This is a genomic window from Rohdeia mirabilis (assembly GCA_007750655.1).
Taxonomy (GTDB): Bacteria; Planctomycetota; UBA1135; order UBA1135.
Genome location: CP036290.1, coordinates 4,104,368 through 4,125,455 on the forward strand (window position 1 = coordinate 4,104,368; position 21,088 = coordinate 4,125,455).

The 21,088-nt window shown below is 72.0% G+C and carries 15 protein-coding genes; 9 read left to right on the forward strand and 6 right to left on the reverse strand.

Annotated elements, in window-relative coordinates; all coding sequences use genetic code 11:
- The first annotated feature begins 106 nt into the window (after nt 1–106).
- The 4 genes from Pla163_RS15230 (at nt 107) to Pla163_RS15245 (ending at nt 6,298) form a co-directional block, all read left to right on the forward strand.
- On the forward strand, nt 107–2,221 hold the full coding sequence (locus tag Pla163_RS15230) for a bifunctional aldolase/short-chain dehydrogenase (RefSeq protein WP_145190358.1): 2,115 nt from the start codon (nt 107–109) through the stop codon (nt 2,219–2,221).
- Nucleotides 2,222–2,378: 157 nt separating this feature from the next.
- The gene (locus tag Pla163_RS15235) at nt 2,379–3,707 is read left to right on the forward strand and encodes a sulfatase family protein (RefSeq protein WP_145190361.1); all 1,329 of its coding nucleotides are present in this window, start codon (nt 2,379–2,381) and stop codon (nt 3,705–3,707) included.
- Between the two features lie 74 nt (nt 3,708–3,781).
- Entirely contained in the window at nt 3,782–5,074 is a 1,293-nt protein-coding gene (locus Pla163_RS15240) for a sulfatase family protein (RefSeq protein WP_419185996.1), read from the forward strand.
- A 138-nt stretch (nt 5,075–5,212) separates the two neighbouring features.
- Nucleotides 5,213–6,298: an SGNH/GDSL hydrolase family protein gene (locus Pla163_RS15245; RefSeq protein ID WP_145190368.1), complete on the forward strand. Its 1,086-nt coding sequence runs from the start codon at nt 5,213–5,215 to the stop codon at nt 6,296–6,298.
- A gap of 3 nt (nt 6,299–6,301) precedes the next feature.
- Here the strand turns inward: Pla163_RS15245 and Pla163_RS15250 are convergent, their stop codons facing one another.
- The gene (locus Pla163_RS15250) at nt 6,302–7,609 is read right to left on the reverse strand and encodes a histidine phosphatase family protein (protein ID WP_145190371.1); all 1,308 of its coding nucleotides are present in this window, start codon (nt 7,607–7,609) and stop codon (nt 6,302–6,304) included.
- Nucleotides 7,606–8,415 carry a TatD family hydrolase gene (locus Pla163_RS15255; RefSeq protein ID WP_145190374.1) on the reverse strand — a complete coding sequence of 270 codons (810 nt, stop codon included), beginning with the start codon at nt 8,413–8,415 and terminating at the stop codon, nt 7,606–7,608. Before Pla163_RS15255 ends, Pla163_RS15250 begins: the two co-directional genes overlap by 4 nt.
- A 102-nt stretch (nt 8,416–8,517) precedes the next feature.
- Here Pla163_RS15255 and Pla163_RS15260 point away from each other — a divergent pair, with 102 nt between their 5' ends.
- Nucleotides 8,518–11,667, forward strand: a complete 3,150-nt coding sequence (locus Pla163_RS15260; RefSeq protein WP_145190377.1) for a DEAD/DEAH box helicase — start codon at nt 8,518–8,520, stop codon at nt 11,665–11,667.
- Nucleotides 11,668–11,676: 9 nt separating this feature from the next.
- Here Pla163_RS15260 and Pla163_RS15265 read toward each other — a convergent pair whose 3' ends face one another.
- Nucleotides 11,677–12,882 (reverse strand): alpha/beta hydrolase, encoded by a 1,206-nt coding sequence (locus tag Pla163_RS15265; protein ID WP_145190380.1) that lies wholly within the window; start codon nt 12,880–12,882, stop codon nt 11,677–11,679.
- A gap of 164 nt (nt 12,883–13,046) precedes the next feature.
- Here Pla163_RS15265 and Pla163_RS15270 point away from each other — a divergent pair, with 164 nt between their 5' ends.
- From Pla163_RS15270 to Pla163_RS15285, 4 genes are all read left to right on the forward strand, one after another.
- On the forward strand, nt 13,047–15,059 hold the full coding sequence (locus tag Pla163_RS15270; RefSeq protein WP_145190383.1) for a transglutaminase-like domain-containing protein: 2,013 nt from the start codon (nt 13,047–13,049) through the stop codon (nt 15,057–15,059).
- A gap of 144 nt (nt 15,060–15,203) precedes the next feature.
- Nucleotides 15,204–15,836, forward strand: a complete 633-nt coding sequence (locus Pla163_RS15275) for an RNA polymerase sigma factor (RefSeq protein ID WP_419185997.1) — start codon at nt 15,204–15,206, stop codon at nt 15,834–15,836.
- A complete protein-coding gene (locus Pla163_RS15280; RefSeq protein WP_145190389.1) occupies nt 15,833–17,065 on the forward strand; it encodes a zf-HC2 domain-containing protein in 1,233 nt (410 codons plus the stop codon). The genes Pla163_RS15275 and Pla163_RS15280 overlap by 4 nt, the downstream gene beginning before the upstream one ends.
- Nucleotides 17,066–17,238: 173 nt before the next feature.
- Nucleotides 17,239–18,420, forward strand: coding sequence for a PDZ domain-containing protein (locus tag Pla163_RS15285; protein WP_145190392.1), 1,182 nt, complete (start codon nt 17,239–17,241; stop codon nt 18,418–18,420).
- Nucleotides 18,421–18,427: 7 nt separating this feature from the next.
- Here the strand turns inward: Pla163_RS15285 and Pla163_RS15290 are convergent, their stop codons facing one another.
- Genes Pla163_RS15290 through Pla163_RS15300 form a run of 3 tightly spaced genes read right to left on the reverse strand, consistent with a single transcriptional unit; the run spans nt 18,428 to nt 21,068 of the window.
- Nucleotides 18,428–19,264 carry a metal ABC transporter permease gene (locus Pla163_RS15290; RefSeq protein WP_419185998.1) on the reverse strand — a complete coding sequence of 279 codons (837 nt, stop codon included), beginning with the start codon at nt 19,262–19,264 and terminating at the stop codon, nt 18,428–18,430.
- A complete protein-coding gene (locus Pla163_RS15295) occupies nt 19,261–19,926 on the reverse strand; it encodes a metal ABC transporter ATP-binding protein (RefSeq protein WP_145190395.1) in 666 nt (221 codons plus the stop codon). Before Pla163_RS15295 ends, Pla163_RS15290 begins: the two co-directional genes overlap by 4 nt.
- A complete protein-coding gene (locus tag Pla163_RS15300; protein ID WP_145190399.1) occupies nt 19,923–21,068 on the reverse strand; it encodes a metal ABC transporter substrate-binding protein in 1,146 nt (381 codons plus the stop codon). The genes Pla163_RS15295 and Pla163_RS15300 overlap by 4 nt, the downstream gene beginning before the upstream one ends.
- Between the last annotated feature and the right edge of the window lie 20 nt (nt 21,069–21,088).

Genomic DNA, 21,088 nt, shown 5'->3' on the forward strand with positions numbered 1-21,088 from the left:
TCCCCAGAGCCGATTCCGAGCCGCCGTCGGCCCACGGGCCCGGCTCGTGCCGCAGCGCGCGGCCGCCGCCCACTCTCCCCGACCGACCGCTACGCCCCCCCTTTCGATGAAGAGCCGCTGGAACGACGCCGAGGCCGCCGAGTACGTCACGCGCTACGCCGCCCAGGGCGAGAACGAGGACGTGGCGCTGCGCACCTACACCTCGCGCATCGTCGGCGCGGACCCGGCGCTCGTCCTGCACGGCGGCGGCAACACGTCGGTCAAGACCCGCGCGCGGAACGTGCTGGGCGAAGAGATCGACGTGCTCTGCGTGAAAGGTTCCGGCTGGGACCTCGCGACCATCGAACCGGCCGGACTGCCCGCCGTCGACATGCAGCCGCTGCTGGCGCTGCGCCGCCTGGCCGAGCTCTCCGACGAGGAGATGGTCGACCAACTGCGCTCCAAGCTCTTGAACGCGAAAGCGCCGACGCCGTCGGTCGAGACGCTGTTGCACGCGTTCCTGCCGACCAAGTTCGTGGACCACACCCACGCCGACGCGATCTGCGTGCTGACGAACCAGCCGAACGGCGCGGAGCTCGTGCGCGAGGCCCTCGGTCCGAAGGTCCTGGTCCTGCCCTGGATCATGCCCGGCTTCCCGCTGGCCGTCGCGGTGGCCGACGCCTTCGACGCGAACCCCGACTGCGAAGGCATCTGCCTGCTCAAGCACGGACACTTCACCTTCGGCGACGACGCGCGCACGAGCTACGAACGCATGATCGCGCAGGTCGACGCGGCCGAGCGCTTCGCCGCGGAACGCACCGCGACGCGGACCCTCGTGACCGTGCCCGCGGCGCCGATCGATCGCACGGGCGTGACGAGCCTCGCCGCTGTCGCGGCCCCGATCCTGCGCGGCGCACTCGCGACGGAGGTCGACACCGTCTGGGGTCCGCAGCAGCGCCGCCGCGTCGTCGACTGGCGCGGCGACGACGACCTGGTCGCTTTCTCGACCTCCGACCGCGCGCGCGCGCTCGTGGAGCTGGGCCCGCTGACGCCCGACCACGTGATCCGCACGAAGGGTCGCTACCTGTACCTGTCGCGCGAGGAGGCCACGGACGGCGTGAAGTGTCGCGCGGCCGTCGAACGCTACGTGCAGTGGTACCGCCGGTACTTCGAGGACGCGCGGGACCGCATGGCGTTCGAACCGACGATGCTCGATCCGAAACCGGTCGTCGCGGTGATCGAGGGCGCGGGCCTGTTCGCGACGGGTGCCAACGCGAAGGCCGCGGGCATCGCCGCCGACATCGCCCAGCACACGCTGCGCGGCAAGGCGATCGGCGAGGCGCTCGGACGCTACGAGGACCTCTCCGAGGGCGAACTGTTCGAGATGGAGTACTGGTCGCTCGAGCAGGCCAAGCTCGGCAAGGCCAGCCACCCGCTGTTCGCCGGCCAGGTCGCTCTGGTCACGGGCGCCGCCGGTGCGATCGGCTGCGGCATCGCCGAGGCGCTGCTGGCGAACGGCGCGGCCGTGGTCGTCACCGACCTCGACGCCGCACGGCTCGAGACCGTCCGCGCGCGCCTCGCGGGCCGCTTCGCCGCGCGCGACGTGCTGGCCGTCACCGCCGACGTCACCTCGGCCACGGACGTGGCGCGCCTGTTCGCGGACGCGGCGCGCCACTTCGGTGGACTCGACATCGTGGTGCCGAACGCCGGCATCGCGCACGTGTCGACGCTCGAGGACATGGACCCCGAGCGCTTCGACAGGGTGCTCGACGTCAACGTCAACGGCACGTTGCTCGTGCTGCGCGAGGCGGCGCGTCTGTTCCGCGCCCAGGGCACCGGCGGCGCGGTCGTCGTCCAGGCCAGCAAGAACGTCTTCGCGCCGGGTGCGTCGTTCGGCGCGTACTCGGCCTCGAAGGCCGCCGCGGCGCAACTGGGCAAGATCGCCGCGCTCGAGTTCGCCGAGCTGGGCGTGCGCGTCAACTCGGTCAACGCCGATGCGGTCTTCGGCGACGACGAGGTGCCGAGCGGCCTGTGGGACATGGTCGGGCCGGAGCGCATGAAGTCGCGCGGCCTCGACCCCGAGGGCCTGCGCAACTACTACCGCGAGCGCAGCCTCCTCAAGACCGAAGTGCGCCCCCGGCACGTGGGCGAGGCCGTCGTCTTCCTGGCCTCGGGCCTCACGCCGACGACCGGCGCGGTCCTGCCGGTGGACGGCGGCATCCCCGAGGCTTTCCCGCGGTGATCCCGGGACGGGTCCTGCCGGTCGACCACCCACGATCACCCCGGGCGCGGTAGCTTCTCGGCACCCCCGAACGGCGCACCGGGCCCCCGCCCCACGGACGACGCGTCGTTCTCTTCCAGGCCCTCGCTCGCAGAGGGCGCCCCTTCGGGAGCTCGGCTTGCCCTCCATCCTTCGCCTCGTCGCGCTCGTGCTCGCACTGGTGTGCGGAGCCGTGCCGACCACTACTCCGGTCCGCCCGACCGCCGGCCCGCCCGCTTCGGTGTGGGCGGTTCCACAGACGTCGCCCGCCGCGGCGCCGAACGTCGTCGTCGTCGTCATCGACGACATGGGTTGGGAGGACCTCTTCCACGCGCCGACGCCGAACATGCTGGCGCTGGCGCAGTTGGGTCGCCTGTACCCGAACTTCTACGTGCACCCCGTCTGCAGTCCGTCGCGTATCGGGCTCAACTTCGGGATCCACGGGGTGCGCGACGGCGTCGTGGGTGCTCTGGACGTCTCGACGGGTGGACTGACGGGCGCGTCCATCGACCGTCCGTCGCTGGCGAAGGTGCTGAAGGCGAACGGCTACGCCACGGCCTGCTTCGGGAAGTGGCACGTCAACGCGAGCGAGGACGGCAACGGCCTCGAGTTCGCGCGCATCAACGGCTTCGAGCACTGGCGTTCGGGAAGTGCCGGGAACCTCGGGAAGGAGGGCTCGGCGTCGCAGATCCACTGGCGCCCGATCGACGACGGAACGAAGACCCTGGTGCAGTCCTACTCGGGCGATCGGATCACCACGGCCTTCGAGGACTGGTGGGCCCTGCCGGAGGCGCGACCGCGCTTCGCGCTCGTCAGCTACCTGACGCCCCACGAGCCCTGGACGGCGCCGCCGCAGCAGTTCCTGCCCGCGAACTACGTCGCCGGTGCGAACAAGCGCGCACGCTACGAGGCCTCGATCGCGGCCCTCGACGGCTTCCTGGCTCGCGTCATGGCGTCGATCGACCTCGCGGACACGTACGTGATGGTGCTGCCCGACAACGGAACGCCGCACCTGATCCCGCCGCCGAGCCACTGGTACAAGGGCTACAAGCTGAGCGTCTGGCAGGGCGGCGTGAACGTGCCCTTCGTCGTCGCGGGACCCGGCGTCGTCCCGGGCATCAGCGAACGGCTGGCCCACGTGGTGGACGTGCCCGAGACGATCCTCGAACTGTGCGGTGCGACGACGCCGCCCGGATTCGAGGACGGCGAGAGCTTCGCCACGAGCCTGTTCGGCCCCATGGCGCCGCGCGCGCCGGTGATGGTGCAGTACAAGAAGTACGACGACGTGACCGGCGCCCTCGTCGTCGACGACTGGGCCGTGGTCGACGCGAACAGCTTCAAGCTGGTCTCCGAGGGCGGCGTGAAGGAGCTCTACCACCTCCTCACGGATCCGCTGGAGACGACGCCGCTGTCCGCGCCCGGAATCGTCCAGACGTTGACCGCGGTGAAGGAGGCGATCGATCCGTGATGCACCCCGCACACTCGTCCACGCCCCGCACTCGCCGCCGCGCCGGCGGTTCGCCGCGCCAGCGTCCGCGCCTCGTGGGCTGGCCCGTAGCCGCCGTGCTCGTCGCGTTCGGCGCATCCACGCTCCTGAGCCGCCCGGCACCGTCGACGACGACCCCGCTGCCCCCGGACCTCGTGGTCGTCGTGGCCGACGACCTGGGGTGGGAGGACCTGCTCGCGGTCCACACGCCGAACATCGACGCACTCGCCTCGGGCGCGCGTCTGTTCTCGCGCCACTACGTCGACCCAGCCGGCGCACCGACGCGTTTCGCCCTGCACTTCGGAGCCTACGGCGCCCGCGTCGGACTCGGCGACGAGCTCGGACCGAGCGATTCGAGCCCGGGCACGGCACGCATCTCCGTTTGCGAGGCCCTGCGCCTGTCCGACTACGCGTCGTCGAGTTTCGGTCCCTGGGCCCTCACCTCGGACGCCGACGCGCTGCCGCTGGAAGGACCGCGATTGCACGGTTTCGAGCACGTCCTCGCCGGCAGCTCGATCGGGATCGACGCGGCGAACGGCGAGACGCAGACGAACTGGGAGCAGATCGACGACGGCCGGGCGACGCCGAGCACCCGCTACACGAGCGACGTGATCGCCAACGCCTTCGAGTTCCGCTGGTCGCAGACCGCGAGCTCGACGCGCCCGCGCCTCGCGTTCGTCAACTTCACCACGCCCGCCGCGCCGTTCACCGCTCCGCCGGCGAACCTCCTGCCTGGCGGCTACCCGACGCCCACGACGGATCGCGAACGACTCGAAGCCTCGGTCGTGGCACTGGACGCCGCGATCGGCCGCGTGCTCGCCGCCGTGGACCTCGCGCACACGGTCGTCGTCCTGACGAGCGACGGCGGAACCTCGTCCCTCGCACCGCCGCCGTCGGCCTGGTTCCAGGGCTACGGCGGAACGGCCTTCGAGGGCGGCGTGCGCGTGCCGCTGATCGTGGCGGGAGCGGGCGTGGTCCCGGGCTGGACCCACCGCCCGACGCACGCGGTCGACATCGCCGTCACGCTGCTCGCGCTCGGCGGACGCCCGTTGCCGCCCGTCGGCTTCGAGGACGGCGTCGCGTTCGCGGCCGAACTCACGGGCGGCACGTCGGCCCGCCCACCCGTCGTCAGCCTGGCCTTCACGCCGAACGGTCCAGGTGCGCCGCTCGAACAGCGTTGGTGCGTGGCGGACGCGCTCGGGAACAAGCTCGTCTTCGACGGCGTCCAGGAGCGGCTGTTCGATCTGCAGTCGGATCCGTTCGAGTTCGCACCCACCATCGTCACCGGTCCGGGCGCGAACGCGATCGCGGACGGCCTGCGCGCGTTCAAGACTGGGCTCCTGCCTTGACCGCGGTCGACGGCCCGGCGGTGTGATCTCGATCGCACGGGCTCGAGCGCGTAGGGTGCCCTGCGCCGGACCGTACGTCGACGCCGGTGGAGCGCTCGACGGACCACATCTCCGGCGCCGCACGCCCCAGAACCGTCCATGTCGAGTCGACCCAAGAAGAAGCGCTCGCTCGCGCTCCGCCTCACGCTGGCCAGCGCTTCGGCCCTCGTCGCACTCGGCCTCTCGCTGTTCGGGATCGAGGCGTACCTCGCTGCGAACGATCCCGACCCGGCCGTCCTCATGCGCAACGCGGACCCCGGCCGCTGGGCGGGACTGGTGCACCGACCGAGCGCGATCGAAGGCTTGTCGTACGAACTGGTGCCGGGCTTCGAGGGGCGCTTCGCCGGCTTCCAGATCCGCGTGAACGACGACGGGCTGCGCGGCGCGAACGTCGAACGTGAACCCGACCCGAAGCGTCTGCGCATCGCGGTGATCGGCGACTCGACGACCTTCGGCTACGGAGTCTTCAACACGCAGACCTACTCGCACGTGCTGCAGCAGGCGCTGAACGCGCGCCGCACGGGCTGGCACTACGAGGTCCTGAACTTCGGGACGAGCGGCTACAACACGCTCGACGAAGCCCTGGTGCTGGAGGAGAAGGTGCTCGCGTACGAGCCCGACCTCGTCGTGGTGGGCTACAACCTCAACGACCCGGACGCCGAGCGCCGCCAGCCCCTGAACCGCTTCTTCGACCCGCAGACGTGGTGGGAGAACACGCACCTCTACCAACGCCTGAGCTTCCGCGCGTTCAAGGGTCGGCTCGCCAGGTACTCGGACGTGCTGGAGTACTTCCACGACCCCGAAGGTCCGAACTGGCAGGTGGTGGTCGAGGGCTTCGCGCGGATCGGCACCGCCCTCGAGGGCGCCGGGCTCCCGGGCCTCGTCGTGATCTTCCCGACCGCGATGTCGATGAAGGACTACGTCTACGAGGACCTCCACGCCCAGGTCGCGGCCGAGGCCGAGAAGAACGACCTGGCGGTGCTCGACCTCGCGCCCGTGTTCGCCGCGGAGGAGGACGCTGTGCCGGGAGGGCTGTCGCTGGCGGATCTGCACCCGAACGAGGAAGGCCACCGCGTGGCGGCCGAAGCCATCGCGGCCTGGATCCTCGACCGCCACGAGCAGTTGTTCGACGGTCGCAGCGCGCGGCCGAAGGCGGAACGCCGGGGCGGCCAACAACAGCGCTGACGTTCAGCGGCCCGACGCGACGCGCTCGAGCACGCTCGCGACGCGCCGTTCGAGGTCGTCCGAACCACCCGGCTCGAGCAGGCGTTCGCCGGGGAGGTGGCGCTCGAGCAAACCTTCGACCAGGAGCTGGAAGCGCAGCTGCGTGAACGTGTTCGACGTGCGTACTCCGTCGGACACGAGCGGCAGCACCCCGTGCGGCAACAGGACCACGAGGTCCGTGTCGTCCACCGCCTCGAGCACGCGCGCGACGAAGCGCTCGGTCGCCGGAACGTCGTCGCCGAGCCCGTAGTGCAACCAGAAGGCCACGTAGTCGAGCGGACTGCGATCGGCGACGTAGCCCCCGTGCGTGCGCAGCGCAGCCGCCTGCGCCACGCACTGCTCGTCCCACAGCTCCTCGATCAGGAGCGCCAGGCCGCCGGCGTCGAGCGCGTGCACGTCGAGCCCTGACTCGAGACGGCGTCGCATGCCCTCGTCCACGTAGGGCACACGGAGCGCATCGGCGACCCGCCGTGCGAGCGTCGTCTTGCCCGTGCCCGCCGAACCGGACAGCGCGATGCGGCGCACGGGGCGGTCGGCGGCGTTGGACGCGGGCGCGCTCGCTCCGTCGAAGGCCCACGGCCGCTCGCCCAACGTGTTGAGGACCGCACCTGCCGTGCTGACGAGGATCTCGGTCGACGACGCGATCGCGGGCGCGTGGCGCAGGGCCTCGGTGCCGGGCGTTCCGAGCAACAACGAGAGGAACGCGCGGATCGGTCCGATGTGGGTCACGACGGCGACGGTGCGGCCCGTCCACGCCGCGCGCCGTTCGCCCCAGAACGCGGCGACGCGCTCGAACAGCGCCTGCATCGACTCTCCGCCGCGCGGCGCCGTGTGGAAGTAGTCGGCCCAGTAGGCGTTGATCGCGGGGCCCTCGCGGCGGGAGACCTCGTCCCACGCGAGGCCCTCCCACGCGCCCAGCGACTGCTCGCGCAACGCGGCGTGGACCTCGAGTTCGGCGCCGCAGCGCTCGGCCACGCGCCGCGCCAGATCCGTGCAGCGCACGAGGTCGCTCGTGACGACCAGGTCCGGGCGCGGCGAACGCTCGGCGACGAAACGCGCCAGCCGCTCGTGCTGTTCGCGTCCGCGCACGGTCGGTGCGAGGTCGATCTGGCCGCGCACGATGCGCCGCTCGAAGCCCTCCACCTCACCGTGGCGCAGCAGGAACAGCCGCACCAGATCGTTCTCGGGCATGACCGCGCGCGTGGCGCTGCCGAACTCGATCGCGGCGGACTGACCGTCCGACCGCTCGCCGCTGGAACGACTCGCGGTCACGCGCCCGTCCCGGAGCGCGCGTCGAGCCGGAAGAAGCGGTGCGCGACCGCCGTGCTGCTCGCGGCCACGTCCTGCGGCGTCCGTCCCGTCGCGGCCGCGATCGTGCGCACGACCTCGGGCAGGTGCATCGGCTCGTTGCGGCGCGTCTCGGGCTTCGGGCGCAGGCTGCGCGGCAGGAGGTACGGCGCGTCCGTCTCGACCATCAGCCGCTCGGTCGGGATCAGTCCGACGATGTCGTGCAGGTGCGCACCGCGACGCTCGTCGCAGATCCAACCGGTGATGCCCACGTGCAGGTCGAGGTCGAGGTACGCCATCAGATCCTCGCGCGAACCGGTGAAGCAGTGCACCACCACGTCGCCGAGTTCGGCGCGGCGCGGCGCGAGGATCTCGAGCAGCGGAACGCGCGCCTCGCGCTCGTGCAGGAACAGCGGCAGGCCGGTCTCGATCGCCAACTCGACGTGCGCCTCGAGACAGGCGGCCTGACTGGCCTCGTCCGACCACATGCGGTTGTGATCGAGTCCGCACTCCCCCACCGCGACGATCTCGGGCAGGTCGCACAACGCGCGCAGCCTGGCCACGTCGTCGGGACCGAACTCGCCGGCGGAGTGCGGATGCACGCCGGCCGTCGCGACCAGGTGCTCGGGATGGCGCCGCACGAGTTCGACCGCCGCTTCGACGTCGGGCACGTTCAGACCCAGCACGACCATGCGCTCGACCCCGGCCGCGAGCGCGCGCGCGATGACCGCGTCCCGATCGGAGGCGAACTGGTTGCTGGTGAGGTTGGCGGCGATGTCGACGAGCTGCACGGCGAGGTTCGGTGGACGGAGTGGAGCGAGGACCCCGCGCTCCATGGATCCGCGGAGCGCGGCGGCGCATGCTACGGCACGAGGACGTAGGATCTCGCGCCCATGGCGACTCCCGATCCGGCCGCCCTCGACGCGCGCGTCGCCCTCCACCTCGGCCAGGTGGTCCCGCGCCGCACGCGTCTGAAGGCCCACGACTACGTGGCCCAGGGCGCGGTCGATCTGGTCGAGGTCACGGCGTCGCGCGTGCTCGCGACGGTGCGTGGAGGCGAGCGCTACAGCATCGTTCTCGAGCGCGTCGAAGTGGCGGGCAAGGGCACGTGGTACGGCCGCTGCACCTGCCCGGCGTTCGCGAAGTTCGGGCCGTGCAAGCACCTCTACGCGGCGGCGCTCGAATGCCTGTCGGCCGGACACTTCGATCGCGACGGCGGCGCGGCGGACGCGGATCGAGCGGTGCAGGGCACGGCGCGCGATGCGAGCGACTGGCGGGCCGGGCTCGCGCGCGTCGGCGAGCGCTTCGCACGTTCGCGGCGCGACCCGTGGCCGGGCGTGCTCGCGCGCACGCGGCTCTCGTACGAACTGGTCGAGCGCAACGGGCGCGCGTGCCTCGAAGTGGTCGTGGACGACGCGTCCGAGGTCGCGCCGCCGGAGTGGGCCGACCTCGCGCGGCTGGGCGACGAGCTGGACCGCGCGGTGCTCGCGCGGTTGGCGGACGATCGGCCCGCGCGCACCGGCGAACCCGTGGCGCTCGATCCCGCGCGTGCGGAGGCCGTCCTGCCGCTGCTCGCGCACTCGGGGCGACTCACGTTCGGCGGCGATCGCGTCCAGCACGGCGGCGACGGAACGTGGACGCTCGCGCTCGGACTCGAACCCGACGGGAGCGATGTGGTGCTGACCGCCGGACTGGCGCGCGAAGGTGCGTGGAGCGCGCTCGACGAACCCAGCGCCTGGCCGGCGCTCGGTTGGGCCGTGGCCGCCGACGATCGGTTGCTGCGGCTCGCCGCGCGCCCGAGCGACGTGGCCGTGCTCGACGTCGCGCGCCAGGGCGGCGTGCGCGCGCCGGTCCGCGAAGCCGAGGAGTTGCGCGCCCTCGCCGTGGAAGCCGGACTGCCTGGACTCGGCCCCACCTCCGCCGAAGCCGTGCCGCGCGGCGTGCGCCTCGAACTCGAGCAGTCGAGCGCGACGGCGAGCGAGATCGACGCGCGCATCCTGTTCGACTACGGCGGGTCGCGCGTGCGCGCCAGCAGTCCGAGCGAAACGGTCACCATCGACGGCGGCGCGACGCGGCGGCGATCGCGCGAGGCCGAACGCCTGGCGCTCGGCGTCTTCATCGCCGCCGGCGGCCGCGCGGCGCGCGTGCCCGAACTCACGCGGCGCGACGGGATCGTGCCGCGCGAGACGCTCGACGCGGTGCTCGGCGAAGCGCTCGAACGCGACTGGGAACTGGGTCTCGAGGGCCTGTCGTTCACGACCGCGGACGAACTCTCGATCGAGGCGCGCGAGGAGTCGGGCGAGTTGGTCCTGGCCGGCTTCGCGCGTTTCGGTGCGCGACGGCTGTCACTGGACGAGCTGCTCGGTGCGGGCGACGACGGACGCTTGCGATTCGAGGACGGCACGACGGGACTCGTCGGTGGAGCGCTGCGGCGCGCGTTGGCCTGGGCCGCGCGTCTCGGTCGCACCAGGAACGGCGAACTGCGCATCGACACGGCCCGCGGTTGGCTCGCGGCGCCGTTGCTCGCGGGCCTCGGCGCGACGCTGCCCGAGTCGGTCGAACGGGCGCGTGCGGCCTTCGACGGAGCGCGCACGGAACCGGACCCGCCGCGCGCCTTCGAGGGCGAACTGCGTCCCTACCAGTCCGCGAGCCTCGGTTGGTTCGACGGGCTCGAACGGCTCGGACTCGGTGGGTGTCTGGCCGACGACATGGGCCTCGGCAAGACGGTGCAGGTGCTCGCGCGCCTCGTGCAGCGCCGCGAGCAGGGCCTGGCCGAAGGACCGAGCCTGGTCGTCGCGCCGCGCTCGGTCGTGCACCACTGGCGCGAACAGGCCGCGCGCTTCGCCCCGTTCCTCGACGTGGCCGAGTACTCGGGCGCCGGCCGCGATCTGGACGCCGCGCGCCGCTCCCACGTGGTGCTCGTCACCTACGGCACGCTGCGCCAGGACGCCGAGGCGTTCGCGGCCGCGCCCTGGGACCTGGTGGTGCTCGACGAGTCGCAGCAGATCAAGAACGCGGCGAGTCAGACGGCAGCGGCGGCGCGGGGACTCGTGGCGCGCGCCCGTCTCGCGCTGTCGGGGACGCCGGTCGAGAACCACCTGGGCGAGCTGGCGTCACTGATGGCGTTCCTCAATCCCGGGCTCCTGGGACGCAGCGCGACCGCCCTCGAGAAGCTGCGCGACGAGCGTTCGGCGCGCGAACTGTTGACCGCGCTCGCGCCCGTTTTCCTGCGGCGCACGAAGGACGCGGTGCTGTCCGAGCTGCCGCCGCGCACCGAGGTCACGTTGTGGTGCGAGCTCGAGGGCGAACAGGCCGCGCGCTACGAGGCGCTGCGCCGCACCGCGCGCGCCGAGATCCTGGGCGAGACGGACGCCGCGGCCGAGGGCCAGGGCGGGCTGTTCGACTCGCGCACGACGGATCGCAGTGCGGGGGTGCACGAGTCGCAGGACGCGCCGTCGCCCATGCACGTGCTCGCACACCTGACGCGCCTGCGCCAGGCGGCGTGCCACGCGGGACTGCTCGACGAGAGCCTCGGCGGCACGCCCAGCGCCAAGTTCCGCGAGCTGTTGCCGCGCCTCGAACGACTGGCCGAGGAAGGTCGCAAGGCGCTCGTCTTCAGTCAGTTCACGGGCCTGTTGCACCGTCTCGCGCCCGAACTCGACGAGCGCGGACTGGGCTGGGAACTGCTCGACGGCCGCACGCGCAACCGGGCCGCCCGCGTGCGCGCGTTCCAGGAGTCCGACGACGTCTCGGTCTTCCTGATCTCGTTGAAGGCCGGCGGCACGGGCCTCGACCTGACCGCGGCCGACACGGTGTTCCTGCTCGATCCGTGGTGGAACCCCGCCGCCGAACGTCAGGCGATCGACCGCGTGCACCGCATCGGCCAGACCAGGCCCGTGCTGGCCTACCGCCTGCTCGCGCGCGACACCGTCGAGGAACGCGTCGCCCGACTCGCGGCGTCGAAGGGCGCGCTGCTCGAGGAACTGTTCGCGAGCGAGAGCCTGGGCGTGCTGGATCGCGCAACGCTCGAGAGTCTGCTCTAGACGCTTTCGCTACAGACCCGTGAGGAACCGCGCCACGCGCTCCTCCGCGATCTGCGTGCCGAAGCCGCCGGGCACGTACTCGAACAGGTGGTCGGTCGCGGGCAGCAGCACGAGCTCGTAGTGGACGCCGAACGCGGCCAGGCGTTCGGCCAACCGCTCGACGTTCGCCGGCCACACCAGACGGTCGTTCGCGCCGTGGATCAAGAGCGTGCGCGGCGACGTCGCGGTCACGTGGGTCGTGGGCGAGGCCAGGGCGAAGCGTTCGGGGAAGTCGTCCGGCGTGCCACCGATCAACTGCTCGACGCGCTCGGTGCTGCGCAGGTCGATCGGGTACCACCACGGGTAGTCGGCGTCGAAACCGATGTCGAGCACGACCGGCGGCGAGATCGCGATCGCGCCGACCACCGGCACGTCGCCCGTCCGCGCGCCGTTCGCTGCACCGCCGACCAGTGGACTCGGCGGGAAGTCCGCGTCGTCGCCGTAGGCCGCGCACAGCGCCAGATGTCCGCCGGCCGACGCGCCCATCACGACGATGCGATCGACGTTCCACTCGCTGGCGTGGGCGCGGACCCACCGGACCGCGGCGCGCACGTCCTGGACCGCGTCGCGCCAACGGGGCGGCGGCGTCAAGCGATACTCGACGTCGAAGACCACGCAATCGTGTTCGGTGAGGAAGCGGCACCAGTGCGGCGCTTCGCTGCGCTCGCCGAAGGCCCAGGAACCGCCGTGGACGCGCACCACGGCGATGCGCGTCGGGGCGGCGCTCGTCCCACCGTCCGGCGCCCAGACGTCGAGCCGCAGCGTGCGCTCCTCGACGCGCGCGAAGTCGACCACCGCCGCCGGCTCGCCCACGCCCTGCGTCCACTCGGTGAGGAAGCGCCCCGGGGAGAGTTCGACGCCCAGGTCCTCGGCGACCTCGAAGCGACGCGACTCGAGCACGACCGCCGCCACCACGCCGACCAGGGCGAACGCGACGAGGGCGCCGTGCATGACGCCGTGCAGGAGACCCCGACGTGTCTCGCGCGCGCCGCCCCGCCTGGACGCCAGCGCGAGTCCGGCCGCGACCAGCGCGATCGCGATCCACAGCGGCCGCAGCTCGTTCGCGAAGGCCGCCAGGTACCAGAGCTCGATCGTCGGCGCCGGCACCCAGCCCCACAGGATCCAGGGCAGATCGAGCACGAGCAGGGCGAGCGCGGCGATGAAGCGGGAGTTCATGGGTGGTACGGGTGGCGCGCCCGCTCTCGGTGTTCGCCCGGTACCACCGCCGCGGTTTCGAGCTGTTCGCTCGCGGTGCTACCTTCGTCGCCCACCGCCCGCGGTGTCGCGCTCCGGCGCGCATCCTCCCCCCCCGTCCGCGCGCACCACACCCGCATTCTTCCATGCACCGCCGACTGCTCCCGTTCCTGCTCGTCCTCGTCGCCGCGCTCCTCGTCCAGAGCGCTTCGCTCGCGACGCCGCGCGCCCATGTGTCCAGCGCGGACGCGGTGCTCACGGTCGCCGACGAGGTCCTGTTCGAGGACTGGCAGGTGATTCGCATCGCTGGCGCCGACTCGGGCTACGTGCACACGACGATCACGCGCAGCACCGAGGGCGACGAGATCCTCTACGTGGTCGACGCCGACTCGCGCATGAAGATGAACCGCATGGGCGCGGTCATCGACGTGGTGACGACCCAGCGCAGCGTCGAGAACGCCGATGGCGAGCTGGTGCGGATCGACTCGTCGGTCTCGATGTCGAACCGCCCGACGGCCACGCGCGTGGACTTCTCGGACGGCGTCGCCCACCTGAAGACGACGGTGATGGGCGAGACGCGCGAGCTCGAGGTCGACGTGCCGCCCGACACGCTGGGTCCCTACTGGCTCGGCCAGCGCGCCTGGGAGTACGCGGACCAGCCCGGAGCGCGTTTCCAGCTGACGACCTGGGGCGGCGACACGAACAGTCCCACGACGGTCGACGTCCACATGGTCGGGCGCGAGGACGTGATCGTCGGCGGCGAGAAGCTGTCGCTCGTGCGCTTCGAGACGACGCTCGAGGCGGCCGGCGGCGTCACGACGTCGAACTGGGCCGACGAGACCGGCAACCCGGTCAAGACGTCGACCTCGATGATGGGCCTGACGATCGAGACCCTGCGCTGCGACGAGGGCACGGCCCGCGCTGCCTACGCCGCGGGCGGCGAACTGTCGCCCGACGTGTTCCGCGCCAGCGTGGTCGTCTCGAACGAGTACCTGCCCTCCGCCCGATCGGTCGACGTCGCCGAGATCCGGCTGACGCCTCGCAACGCTCGCGTGAAGTTCGACGACGTGGCGGACAACCGTCAGAGCGTCGAAGAGGTCGCTGCGGACGGATCGATCCTCGTGCGCATCGAACGCCGCACGCCGCCGGCCGAGCGCAACGCGCCGCGCCCGCTCGTCGACGTGCCCGCGGAGTTGGAGAAGCCGTTGGCCTCGAGCTCGATGATCCAGTCGGACCACCCGGACATCGTCGGCATCGCGAACGAGATCGTCACGGGCGAGACCGACGCCTGGCGCGCGGCCCAACGGATCGAGGCCTGGGTCGAGAAGAACGTGACCGAGAAGGGCATGGACGTGGGCTTCGCGTCCGCGCTCGAGGTCTGCACCGATCGCGCCGGTGACTGCACCGAGCACGCCGTGCTGTTGTGCGCGCTGGCCCGCGCCGCCGGGATTCCGTCGCGCGTCGCGATGGGCCTGCTCTACATCGGCGGCATCTGGGGCGGACACGCCTGGACCGAGGTCTGGATCGACGGCGACTGGTACCCGGTCGACGGCACGATCGGCAGCGGTTCGGTCGACGCGCTGCACCTGACGCTCGCGCGCCTCGACCTCGCCGAAGGCAGCCCGATGGCCGACTTCGCCGGACTGGCGAGCACGATCGGCGAGCTCGACATCGCCGTGCAGAGCTTGCGCATCGGTGCTCGCACGATCGACCTGACCGAGGGCGAACTCGTGCGCGACGAGAACGGACGCTACGTGAACGACGTCTGGGGCATCGCGTTCGACATGCCCGTCGGGTGGGACGTGGACCCGAAGCGCCCGAGCGCGGACATCGGCTTCGAGATCCTCGAGATGGACGGTCGGACGCCCGACAACAAGAAGGTCTCGATCGAACTCGAGGCTCGCGATCCGGTCTACGCGCGCGAGCTGGCCAGCCTGCTGCGCGCGCCGAGCATGGACGACCTCGTGCGCTTCGAGGTCGACGGCCGCACGGCCTGGTACCACGACGGCGAAGGGCTCGTGCGCATTCCGCGCCACATCGCGATCGTCGACACGGACCGCGTGTTCGTGCTCCACGTGAGCCGCGTCAACGGCGACGCCCAACTCGCGCTGCTCGACGAGCTCCTCGCCTCGCTCGACCTGGACGTCGGACGCGACTGAACCGGGGCTGTTCGACGCCGATCCTCGCCCGGCCGGGCGCGACTCGCTGGCGCGGGGATCGGCGGCCGCGAAGTTCGAGAGCGTCGGGAACCGGGTCGGCGGAAGGCGCGTACCCTCGCTGCGAACGCGTTCGCGCCCCCCCACGTGCCTCCCCCGCCGCCCCACCCCCGCCTCGCGTCCGGCGCGAGCGACGAAGACCTCGCCGGCCGCGCCGCCGACGGGGACAGCGGTGCGTTCGAGGCCCTGGTCGTGCGACACGGCTCGGCGGTGATCGCCGCGCTCGAACGCATGATCGGCGACCACCACCTGGCCTGCGACGCGGCCCAGGACGCCTGGCTGAAGGTCCACCGCAACCTCGGGCGCTACGAACGCGGTGCGCGGCTGCGGCCCTGGCTGTTCGCGATCGCGCTGAACCACGGTCGCGACGTGCTGCGCAAGCGCGCGCGGCGGCCGGACAGCCACGGCGGCCGCGAAGAACTGGACGGCGAACGCCTGCGCGCGCCCGACGCGCTGCAACCGGGTGGACGCTTCACCGAGCGCAGCGCGATCGCCGCGGCCCTGACGGCGATCGACGAGCGCTACCGCGAGGCGCTGCTGCTCGTGGACGCGTTGGGGCTCGGGTACGAGGAGGCCGCGGAGTCCCTCGGGCTCGCGGTGGGGACTCTGAAGTCGCGCGTGCACCGGGGCCGACTCGCCTTCCGCGAGCTGTGGACCAGGTCCGAGCTGGACTCGGACGAACGAGCAGCGGGAGCCACTCCCGCGAGGAATCGACGATGAACTGCAAGCAGACACGCCGCCGTTTCGACGCCGCGTACGACGGAACTCTCGCTGGCCGCGCGCGCGACGCGTTCGACGCCCACCTCGACGGGTGCGCCGCGTGCCGCTCGGAGTTCGAGGCGTTGAGCGCCGCCGTGAGCGTGCTCGACGTGGGGCCGCTCGCCGCCACGCCGCCCGAGCACGTGGCCCAGGTCATGGCGCGCGTGCGCGCGGGCATGTCGGCCGGCGACGCGGACGACGACATCGGTGCCGGCGCGATCCTCGTGCCCGTGCGCCGCCGCCGCCCGGCACCGTTCGTGGTGCTGACGTCGCACCTGGCGGCCGCCGCGATCGGTGGACTGATCGTGTGGTTCCTCGTGGACACGGCGCGTGGTGCGTTCGAAGCCGTGCGCGGTGCGGGCAGCGAGCGCGTCGCGAGCCTCGACCGCGCGCGCCGCGTGACGGACGGCGCACAGGACGTGGGGAGCGGCGCCACCCCCGCTGCAACACCCAACGACCAACTGGCGGTCGCTCCGCCGCGCCTCGTCTTCCACCCGCTGCAGCTGCAGATCACGCGCAACGAGGTCGTGATGGCGGCGCCGCTCCCGGCGCCGATCCAGGTCGACCCGCGCGCCGCGATCGAACGCGAACGCCTGCGCGCCGAGCGCCGCCGGGCCGCGGCGGCGGGCACGCTGGCACTGGCCGTGGCGCGCACGGCCGGAGCGCTCGACCGCATCGCCGTCGCGAGCGAGGAGTCGGAACGCCTCGCGCGCGCGACGTTCGACCTGGCCCGCGCGGAAGCGGAGTCGGTGAACAGTTCGGGCGGCGACGGGAACGGCCGCTCCGGCACCGGCGATCCGCTGGAACGCGGCGGCGCTCCCGGTCGCGTGCTGGCCGTCGCCACGTCCGAACCCGATGGCGCCGTCCTCGTCGAACGGGACGGCGACCGCATCCGCATCGCGACGAGCGGCCCGACGAACGAGGTGGTACCCGCTCTGATCGCGCTGCTCGGCGACCCCGACGAGCGCGTTCGCGAGTCCGTCGACCGCCGCCTGCGCGCGATCGCCGAGGACCTCGGGCTGCCGACTCCCGAGGACCTGGCCGGCGCTCGCACCACCACCGCGATGGCCGACCCCTGGTGGCGTTCGCAGCGTGGACAGGCCGCGACGGCTTCGATCGCTTCGGACGGTGCCGGTACGGGCCGCGAGGAGCGCTGGCGCGCCTGGTGGAACGCCGTGCGCAGCGACTGAGTCCCCCGACGCCCGAGCTCGACGGCACCACATCGCGCGAGCTCGGAACCGGCGCCCCTCCGCCGTCGTACCCGAGCGTGCGACCGAACGCGGTCGACCACCTGACGCCGCGTCCCACGCGCCCCGAACGAAACGCCCCGCGACCACTCCCCGTGAGTTCCCCCCCGACGACCATGCGAACCAGTCTCCAGCGAATCCTCGCGCCCCTGCTCCTGCTCCTGCCGCTCGCCTCGTGCGTCGGCGTGTCGTCCCGCCAATTCTCGTCGTCGTTCGAGGACACCGTCGTCGCCAAGCGCACCATCGACGGCAACGAGGTCACCTGGCGCATCAGCTCGTCGGTGGGCGACAACCCCACGCTCGAGCGCAGCGAGTTGCGCACGACGCCGACGGCGTACCTCGGTATCCGAGCGCTCGACATGGACCAGGGGCTCGCGCTCTCGTCCGGACTGGCGCCCTACCGGGGAGTCTGGGTCGAGCACGTCGAGCCCGGGAGTGCGGCGGCCCGCGCCGGCCTGCGCCTCGGCGACGTGATCACGAGCCTGGGCGACGTGGAGCTCACCAGCGCCGCGCAGTTCAAGAACGCGATGCGGACCGAGTTCGAGCCGGACCAGGCGATCACGGCGCGATTCCAGCGCTTCGTCGAGGAGAAGACGTACGAGCCGCTCGAGGCGACCGTCACGTTGGGGTCGGTGGAGTCCGATGCCGTGACCGCGGAGACGACGAGCCTGCGCGGCTCGACGCTCGTGCACCAACTGACCGGAATGCAGTTGGGCGAGTTTCCCGCCGACGCGGCGTCGGAGTGCTTCGACTCGGACTCTCCCACGGTCCTGATCGCGCACGTCAGCCCAGGTGGGCCGGCCTACCGTGCGGGTCTGCGCGCTGGAGATCGGATCGTCGAGCTGGATGGCGCGCCCGTCACGAGACTCGACCAGGTCAGCGGCAGTGTGCTGGCCCGCGCCCGCGAGAAGGGCTTCGAGGTCGCCAGCACCTCGGAGACCTTCGACCCGGCGCCGCGCACGGTCGAGGGGCCGCTCACCGTCGAGGTCGCGGGTCGCAACGGTCCGTACTCGACGACGTTCGACGTGCGCAACGACCTGTCGTCGCTGAGTAGCGTCGACATCCCGATCCTCTTCGAGTGCGACTCCACCGCCGGCTACACGAACTGGTCGGCGCTCGACTTCATCTTCCAGTTCGGCGCCAACTACCGCAGTCAGTACCTGCCGTCGGTGTCCCGCAAGCCGGCGCGCAGCACCTTCTTCTCGATGCTCCCCTTCGGCTTCTTCGAAGTGGAGAAGCGGCCCGGCCACGCGCGCTACTGCGTGCTGTGGTTCATCGAGTGGACCACGAACGGGTGAGCGACGCCTAGGACCCGGTACGCCAGACCACGCGTGCAACGAGGGTCGCGGGCAGGCAGCCAACGACCACGCACGGTCCGAGGGGAAGGTCGGCCCAGAACGACAGCGCGACGGACAGCGAGGCGCCTACGAGACCGACCATGGAGGAGCGCGCCAGGAACGCACGCATCGACGGCGCCCCAGCCTGACAGCCTATGGCCGGAACGACGAGCAGTCCGAACGTCGCGAGCGGGCCCGCGGTCGCCGTGCCCACCACGGTCACGACCGCGACGCAGCCGTTGAAGACCAGGTTCGTGCGTAGGACCGACAGTCCGTGGACGCGCGCTGCGGTCGGATCCTGACCCACCAGGAGCACGTGCCTCCAGGTGCGGACCAACGTGGCCACGACCACGGCTGTGGCCGCCGCTACCGCGATCAGGTCGGCGCCGCCGATCGCGAGTATCTCCCCGCGCGTCCGCGCTTCGAGGTGGAGCGCCCCGGTCGGGGAGAACGTCGGGAGGAGCACCGCGAGCGCGCTGGCGACGCAGAACACCACGGCTGCGCGCCCGTTCTCGACCCCACTCGACCGCCAGCGCACTCCCACCGCGCAGAGTCCGAGCAGGGTGCCAACTGCAGCCCACCCGAAGGCGATCCCGGAACCGGTGTGCGTGTGTCCGGCATGGGCGTGCCCGGCCCCTTCGATCAGGGCGCCGATGGCGATTCCCGCCAGGGCCGCCTGGGGAAGTGCCAGTCCCTGAAGGACCGTTCCCCGCGCGTGGAGGAACGCGCCGAACGCCGGGGCGGCGACTGCCAGGCAGGCCAGGGCCGCGAGCGAAGCGCCGAACAGTTCGAGGTAGATGCTCACGGCAGCGCTCCCGTGGATTGGGGCAGCTCCGCAACTTCGACCACGCCTCCGGCGATCCGCAGCACGTCGTCCACCTCGATCCACGCCTCGTCCAGCCGATGGGTCGCCGCGAGCACCAGGGCACCGCGCTCGACGGCTGCACGTACCAGGCTCAGCACGCGCCGCGCCGATCGTTCGTCGAGCGCACTCGTCGGCTCGTCGAGAATCAGTAGGTCGGGCTGGCGGACGAGCGCCCGTGCGACCAGGACGCGCTGTCTCTGCCCGCCCGACAGGTGGTCGACGCGTCGATCGGCGAACCCAGTGAGGTCGAGCGCGTCCAGGAGTTCGAACGCACGCTGCCGCACCTCGGCGCCCGGGCTCGATCCCGAAAGGTGTACCGAGAGCGCTCCGGAGAGGACGGTTTCCAGCACACTCGCGGGGTGTGCCCCGTCGAGGGCGTCGATCTGTGGAACGAGCGCCCGCACGCCGGGGGTGCGTTCGACGGCTCCTGAGATCGGCGGCAACAGACCGATCGCCGAGTGCAGGAGCGTCGTCTTTCCACTCCCGCTCGCGCCTTCGACCAGAACGAAGCGACCGGCGCCGAACTCGAGATCGACGCCGGTCAGGACGGCGCGTCCGGAGTGCCCCAGCGCCGCCGAACGAAAACCAAGGACAGGCCTCACATCGAATCCGTCGCGGTGCCGCGGCGCACCGGAGCGAGCGCGCCTTCGTACGAGGAGGGTCCTTCATCAACCGGAGCGTCGGCATCGCGACCGGCATCGGCCGCGGCAGCCGCCTCGCGCTCGACCTCCGCCCGTCGGGTGCGCACCTGGTCGTGGGACGGAGGCTCGACCGAGAAGATCCCGGCGATCCGGACCAGGAGCCCATCGACCCAACCGATCCAGTCGAGCCCGCTCCCGTCGTCCGTGAGCATGGTCGGCAGGACGACGACCTCGGCGTCGATGGAGCGCGCGACGCGACGCGTCGTGGAGTTGTCGGACCAGGGCGCGGTCAGCACGGCCGGGACCTCGTGTCGGCGCAGGATCTCGTCGATCGACCGCAGGTGCCCCGGCGTCGGCGGGAGACCCGGCGCCGGCTCGACCGTTGCGGCCACGTCGACACCGAGGAACCCGAGCAGGTAGTCGTACTCGTTGTGGAATTCCGCGACGTAGAACGCCCCGCCGGACTTCTCCTCGGCCGCCGCCATGCGCTCGGCCAGCACGGTCCACCGGACCAGCGCGAACTCGTAGCGCTCCATCCACTGCTCGTGGCGCGCGCGGAACTCCTCCGCGTGGTCGGGTGCCAGCTCCACGAGACTCGCGAGAATGCGTTTCGCGAAGAGCGGACCGCCGTCCACCGCCATGTTGATGTGCGGGTTGCCGAGGGGGTGGACGTCGGCCGCGACCGCACGGTCGAGTCGCTCGGGAACCTGGATCGCGCGGTAGCCGGCGCCGGCGTCCACGAACCCGGGCCGACCCGGGGCGACGGAGGCGTTGCGCGCCGCCTCCAAGAGCCCTGGGACCCAGGCGTGTTCGAGCGCGAGCCCGACCTGGACGAACGCGTCCGCGCGCGAAACCGCGACGAGGTGTGATGGCTTGACGCGGACTGCGTGCAGGTTCTGACCCGGGCGGGCGAGGATGGTCACATCCACCCGCTCGCCTCCGATCTGACGCGCAAGATCACCGAGATCGGCGATCGTAACGACGACATCGAGGGGCTCGTCGGCCCGGTTCCCGGCCGCGTGGGCGTCCGAGGTGCCGATCGAGAGCGACAGCACCGCGGCGAGCAGGTACCCGGCCCGAAGGCCGAAAGAGATCCGCTTCATGCCACGAGGGTCGCACACGC

Excerpts from the sequence above, each read along its gene's own strand:
- Pla163_RS15230 (WP_145190358.1), top strand. The coding sequence starts at position 107 with ATGAAGAGCCGCTGGAACGACGCCGAGGCCGCCGAGTACGTCACGCGC.
- Pla163_RS15245 (WP_145190368.1), top strand. The coding sequence starts at position 5,213 with ATGTCGAGTCGACCCAAGAAGAAGCGCTCGCTCGCGCTCCGCCTCACG.
- Pla163_RS15260 (WP_145190377.1), top strand. The coding sequence starts at position 8,518 with ATGGCGACTCCCGATCCGGCCGCCCTCGACGCGCGCGTCGCCCTCCAC.
- Pla163_RS15265 (WP_145190380.1), bottom strand. The coding sequence starts at position 12,882 with ATGAACTCCCGCTTCATCGCCGCGCTCGCCCTGCTCGTGCTCGATCTG.
- Pla163_RS15270 (WP_145190383.1), top strand. The coding sequence starts at position 13,047 with ATGCACCGCCGACTGCTCCCGTTCCTGCTCGTCCTCGTCGCCGCGCTC.
- Pla163_RS15280 (WP_145190389.1), top strand. The coding sequence starts at position 15,833 with ATGAACTGCAAGCAGACACGCCGCCGTTTCGACGCCGCGTACGACGGA.
- Pla163_RS15285 (WP_145190392.1), top strand. The coding sequence starts at position 17,239 with ATGCGAACCAGTCTCCAGCGAATCCTCGCGCCCCTGCTCCTGCTCCTG.
- Pla163_RS15300 (WP_145190399.1), bottom strand. The coding sequence starts at position 21,068 with ATGAAGCGGATCTCTTTCGGCCTTCGGGCCGGGTACCTGCTCGCCGCG.